At 73.9% G+C, this 15289-nt stretch carries 15 protein-coding genes and 1 tRNA gene; 4 read left to right on the top strand and 12 right to left on the bottom strand.

The features are described 5' to 3' along the window. Positions 1 to 87: 87 nt before the first annotated feature. Entirely contained in the window at positions 88 to 1317 is a 1230-nt protein-coding gene (locus FJR00_RS02685; protein ID WP_075957466.1) for an acetyl-CoA C-acetyltransferase, read from the top strand. A gap of 92 nt (positions 1318 to 1409) precedes the next feature. Continuing rightward, positions 1410 to 2387 (top strand): DUF808 domain-containing protein, encoded by a 978-nt coding sequence (locus tag FJR00_RS02680; protein ID WP_141337344.1) that lies wholly within the window; start codon positions 1410 to 1412, stop codon positions 2385 to 2387. A 6-nt stretch (positions 2388 to 2393) separates the two neighbouring features. Here FJR00_RS02680 and FJR00_RS02675 read toward each other — a convergent pair whose 3' ends face one another. Together FJR00_RS02675 and FJR00_RS02670 are read right to left on the bottom strand one after the other, a co-directional pair. After that, positions 2394 to 2693 carry a hypothetical protein gene (locus FJR00_RS02675; RefSeq protein ID WP_141337343.1) on the bottom strand — a complete coding sequence of 100 codons (300 nt, stop codon included), beginning with the start codon at positions 2691 to 2693 and terminating at the stop codon, positions 2394 to 2396. 10 nt (positions 2694 to 2703) lie between these two features. Next, positions 2704 to 3585 carry a Bax inhibitor-1/YccA family protein gene (locus FJR00_RS02670; protein ID WP_141337342.1) on the bottom strand — a complete coding sequence of 294 codons (882 nt, stop codon included), beginning with the start codon at positions 3583 to 3585 and terminating at the stop codon, positions 2704 to 2706. Positions 3586 to 3835: 250 nt separating this feature from the next. On the opposite strand from FJR00_RS02670, the gene FJR00_RS02665 reads away from it, so the two are divergent. Beyond that, positions 3836 to 6340 carry a M14 family zinc carboxypeptidase gene (locus FJR00_RS02665; RefSeq protein WP_141337386.1) on the top strand — a complete coding sequence of 835 codons (2505 nt, stop codon included), beginning with the start codon at positions 3836 to 3838 and terminating at the stop codon, positions 6338 to 6340. Beyond that, the gene (locus tag FJR00_RS02660; RefSeq protein WP_377465622.1) at positions 6337 to 7740 is read left to right on the top strand and encodes a UTP--glucose-1-phosphate uridylyltransferase; all 1404 of its coding nucleotides are present in this window, start codon (positions 6337 to 6339) and stop codon (positions 7738 to 7740) included. Before FJR00_RS02665 ends, FJR00_RS02660 begins: the two co-directional genes overlap by 4 nt. Here the strand turns inward: FJR00_RS02660 and FJR00_RS02655 are convergent. The 10 genes from FJR00_RS02655 to eno form a co-directional block, all read right to left on the bottom strand. Further along, positions 7641 to 8591: a cytochrome c biogenesis CcdA family protein gene (locus FJR00_RS02655; RefSeq protein ID WP_141337384.1), complete on the bottom strand. Its 951-nt coding sequence runs from the start codon at positions 8589 to 8591 to the stop codon at positions 7641 to 7643. The two genes, FJR00_RS02660 and FJR00_RS02655, sit on opposite strands and share 100 nt — an antisense overlap. Further along, positions 8591 to 9391 (bottom strand): DsbA family protein, encoded by an 801-nt coding sequence (locus FJR00_RS02650; RefSeq protein WP_141337341.1) that lies wholly within the window; start codon positions 9389 to 9391, stop codon positions 8591 to 8593. Before FJR00_RS02650 ends, FJR00_RS02655 begins: the two co-directional genes overlap by 1 nt. Beyond that, the gene (locus FJR00_RS02645; RefSeq protein WP_141337340.1) at positions 9384 to 9881 is read right to left on the bottom strand and encodes a hypothetical protein; all 498 of its coding nucleotides are present in this window, start codon (positions 9879 to 9881) and stop codon (positions 9384 to 9386) included. The genes FJR00_RS02650 and FJR00_RS02645 overlap by 8 nt, the downstream gene beginning before the upstream one ends. A 1-nt stretch (position 9882) precedes the next feature. After that, positions 9883 to 10548, bottom strand: coding sequence for an ArsR/SmtB family transcription factor (locus FJR00_RS02640; RefSeq protein WP_075957473.1), 666 nt, complete (start codon positions 10546 to 10548; stop codon positions 9883 to 9885). Positions 10549 to 10646: 98 nt separating this feature from the next. Beyond that, positions 10647 to 10723 (bottom strand) — tRNA-Leu (locus FJR00_RS02635). Between the two features lie 4 nt (positions 10724 to 10727). After that, positions 10728 to 11588, bottom strand: coding sequence for a uracil-DNA glycosylase (locus tag FJR00_RS02630; RefSeq protein WP_141337339.1), 861 nt, complete (start codon positions 11586 to 11588; stop codon positions 10728 to 10730). Between the two features lie 11 nt (positions 11589 to 11599). Next, positions 11600 to 12553 (bottom strand): Ppx/GppA phosphatase family protein, encoded by a 954-nt coding sequence (locus tag FJR00_RS02625; RefSeq protein ID WP_141337338.1) that lies wholly within the window; start codon positions 12551 to 12553, stop codon positions 11600 to 11602. Continuing rightward, positions 12550 to 13269, bottom strand: coding sequence for a DUF501 domain-containing protein (locus tag FJR00_RS02620; RefSeq protein ID WP_141337337.1), 720 nt, complete (start codon positions 13267 to 13269; stop codon positions 12550 to 12552). The genes FJR00_RS02625 and FJR00_RS02620 overlap by 4 nt, the downstream gene beginning before the upstream one ends. Next, complete coding sequence (locus FJR00_RS02615; RefSeq protein ID WP_141337336.1) at positions 13266 to 13817, bottom strand: FtsB family cell division protein; 552 nt, start codon at positions 13815 to 13817, stop codon at positions 13266 to 13268. Before FJR00_RS02615 ends, FJR00_RS02620 begins: the two co-directional genes overlap by 4 nt. 114 nt (positions 13818 to 13931) lie before the next feature. Next, positions 13932 to 15218 carry a phosphopyruvate hydratase gene (gene eno, locus FJR00_RS02610; RefSeq protein ID WP_141337335.1) on the bottom strand — a complete coding sequence of 429 codons (1287 nt, stop codon included), beginning with the start codon at positions 15216 to 15218 and terminating at the stop codon, positions 13932 to 13934. Between the last annotated feature and the right edge of the window lie 71 nt (positions 15219 to 15289).

The raw sequence follows: 15289 nt of genomic DNA, 5'->3' as shown, positions 1-15289 counted from the left end.
CCGTGGCCTGCCCGACCCCCGCCCGGCCGCGCGGGACGGCGACCTAGACTGCCCGCATACCGCCCGACCGCGTCAAGGAGGACCCCCATGTCAGCGCCCCAGGCCGTCATCGTCGCCGCCGCCCGCACCCCGATCGGACGGGCGTTCAAGGGCTCGCTCACCAGCGTCCGCCCCGACGACCTGGCCGCCGGCGTGATCCAGGCCGCCCTCGACCAGGTGCCCGGCCTGGACCCCACGACCATCGACGACCTCTACCTTGGGTGCGCCGAGCCGTCCGCGGAGCACGGGTTCAACATGGCGCGCGTCGTCAGCGTGCTGCTGGGGCTCGACGGGCTCCCGGGCGCCACCGTGAACCGCTTCTGCGCGTCCTCGGTGCAGACGACCCGGCAGGCCTTCCACGCCATCCGCGCCGGCGAGGGGGACGTGTTCGTCAGCGCGGGGGTCGAGGCGGTCTCCCGCTACCAGAACTTCGCCGGCGCCGGCGGGGGCGACGAGAGCGTGAAGAACCCCCGGTTCGCCGACGCGATGGCCCGCACCGAGGAGACCGCGCGGACCAACGCCACCTGGACCGACCCGCGGGAGGAGGGTCTGCTCCCGGACGTCTACATCTCCATGGGGCAGACGGCCGAGAACGTGGCCACCTCGCTGGGCATCTCCCGACAGCGGCAGGACGAGTGGGGCGTGACCTCCCAGAACCGCGCGGAGGCGGCGATCAGGGCCGGAGTCTTCGAGCGCGAGATCGCCCCGGTCACCCTGGCGGACGGCACCGTGGTCAGCACCGACGACGGGCCACGCGCCGGTGTCACCCTGGAGAAGGTCTCCCAGCTGCAGCCCGTCTTCCGCGAGGACGGCACCGTGACGGCCGGCAACTGCTGCCCGCTCAACGACGGCGCCGCCGCCCTCGTCGTGATGAGCGACACCCGGGCCAAGGAGCTCGGCCTGACCCCGCTGGCCAGGATCGTCTCCACCGGCGTCTCCGCCCTGTCCCCGGAGATCATGGGCCTGGGACCGGTCGACGCGTCCCGCCAGGCGCTGGCCCGGGCCGGGATGACGATGGAGGACATGGACCTCTACGAGATCAACGAGGCCTTCGCCGTGCAGGTGCTCGGCTCCGCCGACGCGCTGGGGATGGACTACGACCGGCTCAACGTGCACGGCGGCGCGATCGCCCTGGGGCACCCGTTCGGCTCCACCGGCGCCCGCATCTCGACCACGCTCATCAACGCGCTGCAGACGCAGGACAAGCAGTTCGGCCTGGAGACGATGTGCGTCGGCGGGGGCCAGGGCATGGCGATCGTCCTCGAGCGCCTGAGCTGACCCGCCCGGGGCCGGCCGTCGGTGCGGCGCGCACCGGCGGCCGGGGGTAGCCTGACGGCCGATCCGTTCCCTTCCCCCGGTGAGGTGCCCCCATGGCTGCTGGTCTGGCCGCCCTGCTCGACGACATCGCCGCGATCGCCCGGGTCGCGGCCGCCTCGGTCGACGACATCAGCGCCGCCGCGGGGCGCGCGAGCATGAAGGCGGCCGGCGTCGTCGTCGACGACGCCGCCGTCACGCCACGGTACGTCACCGGCTTCGACCCCAGCCGGGAGCTGCCGATCATCAAGAAGATCGGCCTCGGCTCGCTGCGCAACAAGCTGCTCTTCATCGTCCCCGCGGCGCTCCTGCTGAGCCAGTTCGCGCCCTGGGTGCTCACCCCGCTCCTCATGCTCGGTGGTACCTACCTGTCCTACGAGGGCGCGCACAAGGTGCTCGAGTGGCTCGGCGTCGGAGGCCACCACGACGGCGCGAAGGACGCGCCGGTCGTGGAGCAGGGGCCCGAGGAGGAGAAGAAGATGGTCTCCGGTGCGATCCGCACCGACTTCATCCTCTCCTCCGAGATCATGGTCATCGCCCTCAACGAGGTGACCGACGAGCCGTTCCTCAACCGGGCGGTCATCCTCATCGCCGTCGCGATCGGCATCACGCTGCTCATCTACGGGGTGGTCGCCCTCATCGTGAAGATGGACGACGTCGGGCTGCACCTGGCCGAGCGTCCCCAGGAGGGGGCCCAGCGGATCGGCCGCTTCCTCGTCAAGGCCATGCCCGTGGTCCTGAAGACGCTCTCCATCGTCGGCGTCGTCGCCATGCTGTGGGTCGGCGGGCACATCCTGCTGGTCGGCACCGACGACCTGGGCTTCCACCCGCTCTACGCCTTCGTGCACCACATGGAGGAGATCGTCGCCGGGTGGGTCCCGGGCGCGGCCGGCGTCGTGTCCTGGCTGACGAACACCTTCTTCTCGGCCGTGCTCGGGCTCCTCGTGGGGACCGTGGTCGTCGGCATCGTCTCGCTCCTGCCGTTCGGCTCGAACGACGAGCACGCCGACGACCACGCCGACGCGCGGCACTGACCGCCGTCAGGGCAGGGCGCGCCGCAGCCCCGTCAGCCGCTCCCCGAGCTCGGCCGACGGCAGGCCCGCGGCCCGCCAGTCGAAGACCATCACCCGCAGCTGGTCCATGAGCACGGCCGGCCCCAGGTCCGGGACGGGCGCCCTGGGCACGCCGCAGACGTCCGAGACGTCGTCGGCCAGCCCCTGCACCGCGGCGGCCACGGCCGGGACAGCAGGAAGCGCGTGGTCCAGCGGCAGCTGCTGCCACCGTCGGACCACGCGCTCCAGCTCGGCACGGACGACGTCGTCGTGGTCGTCGGCGTCCATCCTGGGTCGGTCAGTCGCGCTGCAGGATCGAGAAGAGCCGCAGGAACTCGATGTAGAGCCAGACCAGGCTGGCGACCAGGCCGTGGCCGAGCAGCCAGGAGTACTTCTCCGGGGCCCCGCCGCGCACGGCCCGGTCCACGGAGTCGAAGTCGACCGCGAGGCTGTAGGACGCCATCCCCACGCCGAACAGCGAGATGAGGATGCCCAGCGGGCCGCCGTAGACGCCCCAGCCGTCGCCGAAACCGAGGAAGCCGGCGCCGATGTTGACGAGCAGGAAGACCAGGTAGCCCATCGCCATCATCCCGAAGATGCGGCGGGACTTGCTGGTGACCTTGATGAAACCCGCCTTCCAGGCGATGAACATCCCGGCGAAGGTCGCCATCGTGGCCACCACGGCGGTCGTCACGACGCCCGGGTAGGCCGCGTTGAAGGTCACGCTGACCGCGCCGAGGAACAGCCCCTGCAGCCCCGCGTGCACGAGGATGAGGGGGACGTTGACCTTCTTGCTGAAGCCGATCGCGAAGGACAGCGCCAGCGAGCCGAACATGCCCAGCAGCCACACCGGCATGGCGATCTGCGGCTGGGCGCCGACGAAGAACCAGGTGGCGCCGGTGACGGCCAGCGTCAGCCCGAACAGCAGCATGGTCTTGACGACCACGTCGTCCAGCGTCAACCGGCCGGTCTGCGCCGGGCCGGCGGGAGCCTGGCCGTACATGTCGCGCAGCTGCTGGTCGGTCAGGGTCTCGCTGGGACCGGGCTGGTAGCCGGTCGGGCCGGGGATGGTCGGGGCGCCCTGCGGCGGGGCGTAGCCGCCCGGCTGCGAGCCGAAGCCGGCGTAGCCGCCCTGGGACGCCTCCTTGTCGATGCGGTTGAAGACCGGGTTGACGGCCATGGAACCTCCGTTGTCGTGCGGCACGGCGGGAAAGTCCCCCGACGTGTCTCCTTCCCAGGGTAGAACGTCCGTGGTGGCCCCCACCATTCCGGGAAACCGGACCGCTGCGGGCCCGGTCCACAGCGCCTGTCCCTGACGCGACGTCCGGCGCTAGGCTGGGAGGCGCCCCGGCCCCGTGACCCGGGGCGCCGACGCCCGGACGGCACCTGACGTGCTCCCGCGCGTCCCCGGCCACGACGAGGAGGTGGGTATGCGGTCGCGCCGCCACCCTGCACGTCCCGTCGTCGCGCTGCTCGCCGCGGGCGCCCTGACCGCCGCCTCCTCGGCGGCGTCCCCCGCCGTCGCACCGACCGCCGCCCCGGCGTCGACGACCGGCACCCATCCGCACGTGCCGGCCCCCGCATACCCGCTGGGGACCTTGCTCCCGGAGCCGGTGACGGACCCCGACGACGCCTCGCTGCGCCTGGGCCTGGCGCCCCACCACGACCTCGCCCGGCGGCTGAACGCGCTGGTGGCCACCTCCGACCGGGTGTCCACGCAGGTGGTCGGGTCCAGCGTCGAGGGCCGTGACCTGGTCCTGGTGACCCTGACCGCCCCGGAGGGGCCCGACGAGGCCCGCGAGCAGGACCGGCTGCGCGACCGCATCCTGGTCGACCCTGTCCGGGCCGCCCGGGACCAGGAGCTCCGGGAGCGCTACAAGGTGCCCGTGCTGATCACCGCGAACCTGCACGGCAACGAGTGGGAGGGCACCGACGCCGCCCTGCGGCTGGTCGAGGAGTGGGCCACCAGCGACGACCCGGACGTCCTGCAGACCCTGGAGAGCACCCGGGTGCACCTGATGGTCTCGGCCAACCCGGACGGTCGGGTGGGCAACTCCCGGCGCAACGCCGCCGGCTTCGACCTCAACCGGGACCTGCTCACGGTGTCCCAGCCCGAGACCCGCGCCCTGCGCGACGTCGTCGTGCGCACGCAGCCGGCGATGGTCCTGGACGTCCACGGCTACGTCAACGGACCCCTCGTGGAGCCGACGACCCCGCCGCACGGGGAGAACTACGAGTACGACCTGTTCCTCAAGCACGCCTGGCCCAACGCGCTCGGCATCGAGGAGGCGATCCTGGAGCTGGGGCTGGACGACGGCGACGGGGTCCGCCCGCCCCAGGTCCCGCTGCGCGACTGGGACGAGGGCTGGGACGACTGGCCGCCGATCTTCCTGCCCCAGTACGCGGCGCTGCACGGGGCGGTCGCGCACACCGTCGAGGTGCCGCTGCGCGTGAACAACGCCAGCTACGACCTGCCAGAGGAGGAGCTGCGCCGCCGGGCGGCCGTCAACGTGGACGTCGCCCGGGCGGCCATGGGCGCCACCCTCGACTACGTCCGCGACCACCGGGAGGAGCTGATCGCCGACCAGGTGGAGATCTTCCGCCGGGGCACGGCCGGCGAGGCGCAGCGCCCGGTGCCCGAGGGGCTCTTCGGCGTCGTCGGGCCCGAGGACGTCTCCGTGACCGAGTACCCCCGGGCGTACGTCGTGCCGGCGGGGGGCCGGCAGCGCTCGGCGCCGGCGGCCGCACGGCTGGTGCGCCACCTCCTCGACCACGGTGTGCAGGTGGAGCGGGCCGAGGCCCCGGTCGTCGTGGACGGCACCACCTACCCCGAGGGCAGCTGGGTGGTCGACCTGCACCAGGCTCGACGGGGGGTGGCCCACGCGCTGCTGGGCCAGGGCACCGACCTGTCCGACCGGGTCGAGACGATGTACGACATCTCCGGCTGGAGCCTGGGCCTGCTCTGGGGCGCCGACGTCGTCCCGGTCCGCCCCGGGTCCGGGGACGGGTGGGACGTGCCCCGCGCACCGGTCGGCACGGTGCCCGGCCAGGGGCAGGTCGCCCCGTCCTCGCGGGGATGGGTGCTCGAGCTGGCCGACCCGGCCGACGTCCGGGCGCTGGGTCAGCTGCTCTCCTGGGAGGTGGGCGCCACCCTGCTGCCGGACGGGACGGTGCACCTGCCCGTGTCGGCCGCCTGGGCCGTGGAGCAGGTGGCCGACGACCACGGCGTGCACCTGGCCGGCGCCTCGGCCGCCCAGGCGGAGGCGGCCGGGACGGAGGAGGCCGCCGTGCTGGCGCGACCACCGGTGGTGGGCGTGGCCGCGACCGCCGAGGAGCGGTGGGTGCTGACGGACATGGGGCTGACGGTCCGGCCCGTCGGCACGGACGAGCTCAACGAGGGCCTCGACCTGAGCGACCTGGACACCCTCTACGTCTCGACCGGGCTGGCGCTGGACCAGCTGGACGAGGAGGCGCGCGCGGAGGTGCGCTCCTTCCTCGCCGAGGGGGGTGGGCTGGTGGCCCGGGGCGCGGCGGCGAACCACCTCGAGGACGCCCTGGACCTGCTCGACGTCACCGTCGTCGCCGGGCCGGGCGACGCCAACGGCGTCGTGGCCGTCACCGACGAGGACGGCCCCGTCGCCGGCGACGGCCCCGGGCACACCTTCGTCTACGGGCCGCGCTGGTTCACCGACCTGCCCGACGACGTGCACGTCGAGCAGCGGTTCGCCGACGACCCGCTCGTCTCCGGGCACTGGCGTCCGGGCGGGACCGGCCCCGACGCCGCCGCCGGGGAGGCCGTCCTGGTGCGCGGCACCACGGACTCCGGCGGCCGGGTCGTGCTCATCGGTTCCGAGCCGTTGTTCCGCGCCCACCCGCTCGGCCAGCACGCCGTCGTCGCCCGGGCGCTGCTGTGGACCGGCCTTCTGCCACCATGAGCACCGTGAGCCCGAGCACCCCCGCCGCCCTGGACGCCGCCGTCACGAAGATGCAGGAGGCCGGTGTGGCGGACGTCGCCGTCGACGTCTTCCGCCGCGCCTGGACCGACCTGGCGGAGGGACGCACCGGAACCCTCCCCGAGGCCGACATCGCGCCCGTCGAGGAGCTGGACCGGCTGGCCGACCTCGACCCGGACGCCGACACCGACGCCCTGGCCCGGACGGCGGTCGTCAAGCTCAACGGCGGGCTGGGCACCTCGATGGGGATGGACCGGGCCAAGTCCCTCGTGCCGGTCCGGGAGGGCCACAGCTTCCTGGAGCTGACGATCGAGCAGCTCCGGCACGCCCGGGAGCGGTCCCGGGCGCGGCTGCCGCTCGTGCTGATGAACTCCTTCCGCACCCGCGAGGACAGCCTCGAGGTGCTCCGTCGCCATCCGGACCTGCCCGTGGACGGGGTCGACCCGGACTTCCTGCAGAGTCAGGAGCCCAAGCTCCTCGCCGAGGACCTCTCCCCCGTCTCCTGGCCCGCGGACCCGGAGCTGGAGTGGTGCCCCCCCGGCCACGGCGACCTCTACCCCTCCTTGCTCTCCTCGGGGATGCTCGACCAGCTGCGGTCCGCCGGGTTCCGGTACGCCATGGTGAGCAACTCCGACAACGTCGGCGCCGCGCCCTCGGCGGCGATCGCCGACTGGTTCGCCGCCAGCGGGGCCCCGCTGGCCATGGAGGTGTGCCGTCGCACGGCGGCGGACCGCAAGGGCGGGCACCTGGCGGTCCGGCGGGCCGACGGGCAGCTCGTCCTGCGGGAGAAGGCGCAGACCGCGTCCGAGGACGCCGACGCCTTCGCCGACGTGGACCGGCACCGGTACTTCAACACCAACACGCTGTGGCTCGACCTGGACCAGCTGGCCGCCGTCCTCGACCGGACCGGCGGGGTCCTGGGCCTGCCGCTCATCCGCAACGAGAAGCACGTGGACCCGACCGACCCGGGGTCGCCCCGGGTGGTCCAGATCGAGACCGCCATGGGTTCGGCGATCGAGGTGTTCGAGGGCGCCACCGCCATCGAGGTGCCGCGGAGCAGGTTCCGCCCGGTCAAGACGACCGACGACCTGCTCCTGCTCCGTTCCGACGCCTTCGAGCTGACCGACGGGGCCGAGCTGAGCCCCACCAGGGAGCCGCTGCCGCTGGTCACCCTGGGCGAGCACTACACCACCCTGGCGGCGTTCGAGTCCCGGTTCCCGCACGGGGTGCCCTCGCTGCGCGGCGCCTCGTCCCTGACGGTCGAGGGTGACTGGACCTTCGGTCAGGACGTCCGGGTCGTCGGCGACGCGGTGCTCTCCGCGACCTCGGGGGCACGCCCCGTTCCCGACGGGTCCACGGTGGGCCCGTCCGGCGTCGGCTGAGCCGTCCCGTCGTCGGCGGGCCGGCGCATCCGGCGGAGCAGCCACAGGCCCGCCACCAGCGCACCTGTCCCCGTGTAGGCCCAGGCAGGCACGGTCGCCAGCGCCGCGGTGATCCGCTCCTGCAGGGTGAACTCCAGCTCGGTGGTGTCGCCGGGGCCGAGGACCCCGGTGATGCCGGCCGTGCCGTCGAAGCGCAGGAACAGCAGACCGATGACGATGAGCAGGACGCCCGACACGAGCGTGGTCGAGTGCACCTGCAGCGGGCCGAGCGTGAGCATCCGTCCGCGCAGCCAGCGCCGACGGCCCAGGTCGAACCGGTCCCAGGCCAGGGCCAGCAGGAACAGCGGCAACGCCATCCCGAACGCGTAGGCCGCGAGCAGCACGCCCCCGGCGACGGGCGTCTCCTGGGTGGCGGCCATCGTGAGGATGGCCCCCAGCACCGGGCCGGAGCAGAACCCGGCCAGCCCGTAGACGGCGCCGAGCAGCACGGTCGAGAACAGACCGGCACCGGGGCTGGTCCGCCGGGCCGCGAGGTTCTGCAGCCGTCCGGCGAAGGGGACGCTCAGCCCCCGGCCGAGGATCATGAGCACCCCCATCGCCACCACGAGCCAGCCGGCGGTGGTCACGAGCAGCTCGCGGTGGCCGTAGAACAGGCGGGAGGCCGCGGCGGCCCCCACCCCGAGCGGCACCAGCGTGATGAGCAGGCCGAGGTAGAAGGCGGTCGTGCGCACCAGCTGGGCGGCCGGCGAGGCGAAGGCGTAGGCGAAGAAGGACGGCAGCAGCAGCGCGCTGCACGGGGAGAGCAGGCTGAGCACCCCCGCGACGACCGCCGCGAGCAGCCCGACCTCCATCACCGGCCCGCCTCCGCCTCCGCCAGGGCCTCCTCGACGACCTCGACGAAGACGTCGGTCGGCTGGGCCCCCATGACGGGCTGCCCGTTGACGAGGAACGCGGGGGTCCCGGTCACCCCGATCGATTGGCCCTCCTGGAAGTCCCGGTCGACCGCGGCGGCCGCCTCCTCGGACTCCAGGTCGGTGAGGAACTGCTGCCGGTCGAGGCCGACCTGCTCGGCCACGTCGGCCAGGAAGTCGGGGGTGACCCGGCCGCTGTTGGGCGGCTGCTGGTTCTCGAACATGGCCTCCTCGAACTCCCAGAAGCCGTCCTGGGCGGCGGCGGCCCGACCGGCGAGCGCCGCCGTGCGGGACTCCTCACCCAGGTAGGGGAAGTCGCGCCACTCGATCCGCAGGCTGCCGTCCTCGACGTACTCCTCGACGAGCACCGGCTCGGTCTCCCGGGCGAAGCGTCCGCAGAACGGGCACTGGAACTCCGAGTAGGAGATCATGACGACGGGGGCGTCGACGTCGCCCAGGGCCATGGGGTCGCCCTCCTCGCGACGGGCGAGCGACTCCAGGGCCGAGACGATCTCCTCCTCGGAGGCGTCGGCGGCCGGCATGTCGACGCCGCCGTCCTGCTCCCCGCCGGTGCCGGTGGACTGCCCGGACGAGCCGGCGGTGGTGTCGTCCCCGCCGTCGCCGCCCTGCCCGCCGAGCAGCAGGAAGGCGGTCACCGCGAGCAGCGCCAGCAGCACCGCCGCCGGGAGGAGCAGCCGACGGGCGCGGGAGCCGGTGCTGGTGGTGTTCTGCTCAGGCACGGATGGTCCTCTCGGAGGTGGACGGGAGGCCGCAGGCGAGCTCCCCGCGGAGCCGCTGGACGAGCGCCAGGCCCAGGAGGGCCACGGCGATCACCTGCAGCACGGGCTGGACGGGCTGGAACCAGGTCATCGCCCCGGCGTACCCGAGCGCCAGCAGGACGAGCTTGTTGCACACCGGGCAGCCCACGGCGAAGAAGGTGAGCAGCCCGCCCGCCAGCCCGCGTCGGCGGGAGGACTCGGCCCCGGGCGCCTCGGGGTCGACGGGCGACCGCACGTAGGTCGCGGTCAGCAGGCCGGCGAGCACGGAGGAGACGGCCAGCGACGGCCAGGCCCACCAGGTGACCGGGACGTCCCGGCCGAACACCGGGTTGGGGATGAGGTCGGTGGGGACGCCGATGAAGACGGCGGTGGCCACGGCCGTGGCCGCGGCCACGAGCCACCGACGGGCGCTCCACGAACGCAGGGTGCCGAGTGTGGTGAGCAGGCCCATCTCAGACCCCCACCTCGACGGGCAGCCCGGCCTGGCGCCACTCCAGCATCCCGCCCTCGAGCCGCCGGGCGGCCCGGCCGGAGGCGCGCAGCAGCCGCACGGCGTCGGAGGCCATGACGCACCAGGCCCCGCGGCAGTAGGCCACGACCTCCCGGTCCGGTCCCAGGTCCGCCAGGACGGCCTCGACCTGATCGAACGGGACCGACCGGGCGCCCTCGATGTGGCCGGCGCGGAACTCCTCGGCCGGACGGACGTCGAGCAGGACGACCTCGTCGGCCGCGAGCCGTCGCAGCAGCTCGTCCCGGTCCACCTCGTCGACGTCCCCCTGCACGTCGTCCCCCAGGTAGGCGGACAGGGCGCGGTCGACGTCGGCCGAGTGCTCCTGGGCCACCGTCCGCAGCGAGGCGTAGAGGTCGAGCACGTCGTCGCCGGCCAGGCGGTAGTGGACGCGCGGCCCGTCCTTGCGGGTGCGGACCAGGCTGGAGAGCTTGAGCACCTGCAGGTGGGCCGAGGCCGTGCTCACCCCGAGCCCGGCCTCCCGGGCCAGGGCCTCCACGGTGCGTTCGCCCTGGGAGAGCAGGTCGACCAGCTCGAGCCGCTTGGCGCTGGCGAAGGCCTTGCCCACCACGGCCAGGCGGTCGAAGAGGTCCTGCTTCTTCTCATCCATCCGTTCCTCCAAAGATCTTTGGAAGACCGTACCAACGGCCGGACCGCCACCCAAGTCTGGGAGAACGGTGGGAGGACGGGCGGTGGGAGGACGGACGCTGGTACCCCCGACGGGACTCGAACCCGCACTGGGCCCATTTTAAGTGGGCTGCCTCTGCCGGTTGGGCTACGGGGGCGCCGTCAGGATAGCCCCGCGGCCCGCCGCACCCGGGCCAGGACGTCGTCGAGCATGTCCTCGGTCAGGGTGCCGGTGAAGGTGTTCTGCTGGCTGACGTGGTAGCTGCCGAGGAGGCGGACCTCCCGCCCCTCCGGGGTGCGCAGGAGCACCTCGGCGCCGTGCCCGAACCGTGGACGGGGACGGGGCACCTGCCACCCCACGGCCAGCGCCGCGCGGAGGAAGGCCTCCCAGCCGATCCCGCCCAGCGCCATGACGGCCCGGACCGTGGGTCCGGCCAGCTGCAGCTCCCGCTCCAACCAGCCCGCGCAGGTGGCCCTCTCCGGGGGCGTGGGCGCGTTGCCCGGGGGTGCGCAGTGCACGGCGGCCACCATGCGCAGGTCGGTCAGCTGCAGTCCGTCACCGGCGTGCGTGCTGTCCGGACGGCTGGCGAAACCCGCCCGGTGGAGGGCGGCGAAGATCCAGTCGCCGGAGCGGTCACCGGTGAACATCCGCCCCGTCCGGTTGGCGCCGTGGGCCGCCGGCGCCAGCCCGACGACGAGCACGGGGGCCGCGGCCGGACCCAGGCCCGGGGCGGGGCGGCCCCAGTAGGGCTGGTCGGCGAAGGAGGCCCGCCGACCCACGGTGGCCACCTGCTCGCGCCAGGCCACCAGCCGCGGGCAGGCCCGGCAGACCGAGACCCGGGCGTCCAGCTCGGCCACGTCCCGGGCCCCCGCGGCCAGCCGTCGCACGCCGCCGGCCGAGCGGGCCGACCTCGTCGTCGCGGTGGCCGGGTCCCCCGGCCAGCCGGTGCCCGGCGCGACGGGGGACGTGAACGGCTGCCCGGTCACGGGATGGGGACGGGGCCCGGGGCGGGGCGGCGGCACCGGCACCACCCTCAGGCCTGGGAGAGGGCGATGCCGTCGAGGATGTCCGTCTCCGAGGCCCGCACCGTCGCCAGCCCGGCGTCGTGCGCGACCCGCTGCACCACGGTCCGCCAGACCAGGGCCCCGGCACCGATGACGTCGACCCGGCCGTCGTGCATGTAGGGCAGGGCCCGACGCCGTTCCCGGGTCATCAGCAGCAGGTCGGTGCACGCGTCGACGACCTGATCCACGGGCACCTCGGCACCGTGGATCCGGTCCCGCTGGTAGGCCGGCAGGTTCAGCGCGTGCGCCGTCACGGTGGTGACCGACCCGGCCAGCCCGACGAGCGTGCCGACGTCTGCGAGGTCGACGTCCTCGGCGACGTCCTGGACGGCCCGCACGATCTCCGAGAGCGCCGCCCAGACCTGGTCCTCGGTCGGCGGGTCGTCGTGCAGATGACGCTCGGTCACCCGGACGCAGCCCAGGTCCACCGACCGGGCCGCCTCCACGGCCGTGGTGCCCCGGACCAGCTCGGTCGACCCTCCGCCGATGTCGACGACCAGGTAGGGGCCCGGGGCCCCCGCGGCGCGCAGGTCCCCGGTGGCCCCGGCGAACGACAGGACCGCCTCCTCCTGCCCGCTGACCACCTCCGGACGCACGCCGAGGTCGCCGAAGGCCTCCCGCACGCCGTCGACGAACTCGTCGGCGTTCCGCGCGTCCCGCGAGGCGGACGTGGCCACGAACCGCACGCTCTCGCAGCCCGCGTCCCGGCACAGCGCGGCATACTCGCGCGCCGCGGCCAGCGTCCGGGCCATCGCGGGGGCCGAGATGCGCCCGGTCGCGTCCAGCCCCTCGCCCAGGCGGACGATCTGCAGCTGCCGGGTGATCTCGTGCAGCGCGGGCGTCCCGTCCGCCTCCTCGTGGAGGTCGGCCACGAGCAGTCGGATCGAGTTGGTGCCGCAGTCGACGGCACCGACCCGCCTCACCGGGGCTCGTCCTCGACGGGCAGGTGCGGCACCGTGGGATCCTCGCCGTCGTCGTCCCCCTCCTCGCCGCGGGTCTCGTCCTCACCCGCCGACGGAGACCCCTCGGACGCGTGCGCCCCGTCCCCGTGGTCGAGGGGGTGGTGGCGCCGGCAGGTGTCCTCGACGCCGGCCCGCCGCTCGTCGCTCTCCTCGTCGCTGACCAGCGCGCCGCAGCAACCGTTCTCCCACCAGTCGGGCAGAGCCTCGATCGCCTCGTCCCCCAGGGGGTTGACCCCCGGGCCGGCCGCCAGCGCGTGCGCGACGAGGACGTGCAGGCACTTGACCCGGTTGGGCATGCCGCCCGCGCTGATGCCGGCGATCTCGGGCACGTCGGCCAGGTCCTCGCGGCGGCGCAGGTAGTCGTCGTGCGCCTGGGCGTAGGACCAGCGCAGGGCGTCGTCCTCCTGCAGCCGCTGCGACATCTCCTTCATCAGCCCGCTGCTCTCCAGCGTGGAGATCGCCCCGGTCAGGCAGGGGCAGGTGGCGTAGTAGGTCGTGGGGAAGGGGGTGCCGTCCGGCAGGCGGGGTTCGGTGCGCACCACGGTGGGGCACCCGCAGGGGCAGCGTTGCGCGATGGAGACCACCCCACGGGCGGGGCGTCCGAGCTGTCGCTCGATGACGCGCAGGTCCTCCTCGGTGGGGGTCTCGTCGAGGGTGGTGCGGTCGGGCTTGCTCATGGTTCCTTGGTCTCCGGAAGGCCTTCGTTCGCGATCCTCACCGACGCCCAGACCTGGCCGTACCACGGGCTGTCCGCGAGGACCTCGTCGCTGACGGGAGCCATGCCGGGCAGGGCCTCGGTGTAGTCGGTGCCGGTGTCGTCGACGACGGTGAAGGCGGTCTCGCCCTCCCGGACGAACCGGAGCCGTTGCCGCGCCTGCTGCTCCACGTAGTCCTCGTCGTCCCAGAGGGCGAGCTCGCGCTCGAGGGCGGTGATCTCCTGCTTCTCGGCCTCGATCTGCTGCTCGGCTGCGCTGATCTCCGCCCGCTGCCGCAGGTAGCCCGAGAGCACGGGGGCGACGACCAGCCCCATGAGCACCACCAGCACGACCAGCGTCAGCAGCCGGCGCACGTGCGCCGGCGTGTGCCGGTAGGACGCCGCGGCCGAGGAACCGGCCCCGGCGACGGCCCGTGCCCCCGGCCGGTGGCCGGGGCGCCGGGTCGCCGGGGCCCGTCCGGGCCGGGGCGCCGGTGAGCGCCGGTCGCGTGGACCGCGCGCGCTGCTCATGGCGGGGGCTCTCCTCGTCTCGGCGTGGGGTCGTCGTCGTTCAGCGTAGGCCGTCCGTGCCCGGATCACGGGCAGGTGGGGCGGGCCGGTGCGCCGGGGCGCGGGCCCGGACCCTCAGCCCTGGGGGCGGAAGCGCGGGAAGGCGCCCGCACCGGCGTACAGGGCGGCCTCGTCGAGCTCCTCCTCGATGCGCAGCAGCTGGTTGTACTTCGCGACGCGCTCGGACCGGGCCGGCGCACCGGTCTTGATCTGCCCGCAGTTGGTGGCGACCGCCAGGTCGGCGATCGTCACGTCCTCGGTCTCCCCGGAGCGGTGGCTCATCATGCAGCGGAAGCCGTTGGACTGCGCCAGCGCGACCGCGTCGAGGGTCTCGGTGAGCGAGCCGATCTGGTTGACCTTGACGAGCAGGGCGTTGCCGGCCTTCTCCTCGATGCCACGGCGCAGCCGGGTGGGGTTGGTGACGAACAGGTCGTCGCCGACGAGCTGGACCCGCTCGCCCAGCCGCTCGGTGATCTGCTGCCAGCCCGCCCAGTCGTCCTCGTGCAGCGGGTCCTCGATGGACACGAGCGGGTAGGCGTCGACGAGCTCGGCGTAGTAGTCGGTCATCTCGGCCGCGGTGCGCGTGGACCCCTCGAAGGCGTAGGAGCCGTCCTCGTGGAACTCCGAGGCGGCCACGTCCAGCGCGAGGGCGATGTCGGGACCGACCTCGTAGCCGGCCTTGCCGATGGCCTCGACGATGAGGTCGAGGGCGGCCCGGTTGGACTCCAGGTTCGGGGCGAAGCCGCCCTCGTCGCCCAGGCCGGTGGCCAGGCCGCGCTCCTTGAGCACCGCCTTGAGGGCGTGGTAGACCTCGGCGCCCCAGCGCAGCGCCTCCCGGAAGGACCCGGCCCCGATCGGGGCGATCATGAACTCCTGGATGTCGACGTTGGAGTCGGCGTGCGACCCGCCGTTGAGGATGTTCATCATCGGCACCGGCAGCACGTGCGCGTTGGGGCCGCCCACGTAGCGGAACAGCGGCAGCCCGGCCGAGTCGGCGGCGGCCTTGGCCACGGCGAGGGAGACGCCGAGGATCGCGTTGGCGCCGATCTCGCCCTTGTTGTCGGTGCCGTCCGCGGCGAGCATCTCGGCGTCGACGAGCCGCTGCTCGGACGCGTCGAACCCCAGGAGGCGGGGCTCGAGGTCGTCCATGACGGCCTGCACCGCAGCCTCGACACCCTTGCCCAGGTAGCGGCTCTCGTCGCCGTCGCGGCGCTCCACCGCCTCGAAGGCGCCGGTCGAGGCACCCGAGGGGACGGCGGCGCGGGCGACGGTGCCGTCGTCCAGGCCGACCTCGACCTCCACGGTCGGGTTGCCCCGGGAGTCGAGGATCTCGCGGGCGATGATGGCGTCGATGACGGCCATGGGGCTCTCCTTGCTTCGTCGGACCAGCGGTCGTGGGGGGCCCGGGCGGGTCACCGGGCGGCGGTCCCGCT

Source organism: Ornithinimicrobium kibberense (assembly GCF_006519705.1).
Taxonomy (GTDB): Bacteria; Actinomycetota; Actinomycetes; order Actinomycetales; family Dermatophilaceae; genus Ornithinicoccus; species Ornithinicoccus kibberensis.
The sequence above is the reverse complement of the archived record's forward strand: the minus strand, read 5'-3'. Positions and strand labels throughout refer to the sequence as shown.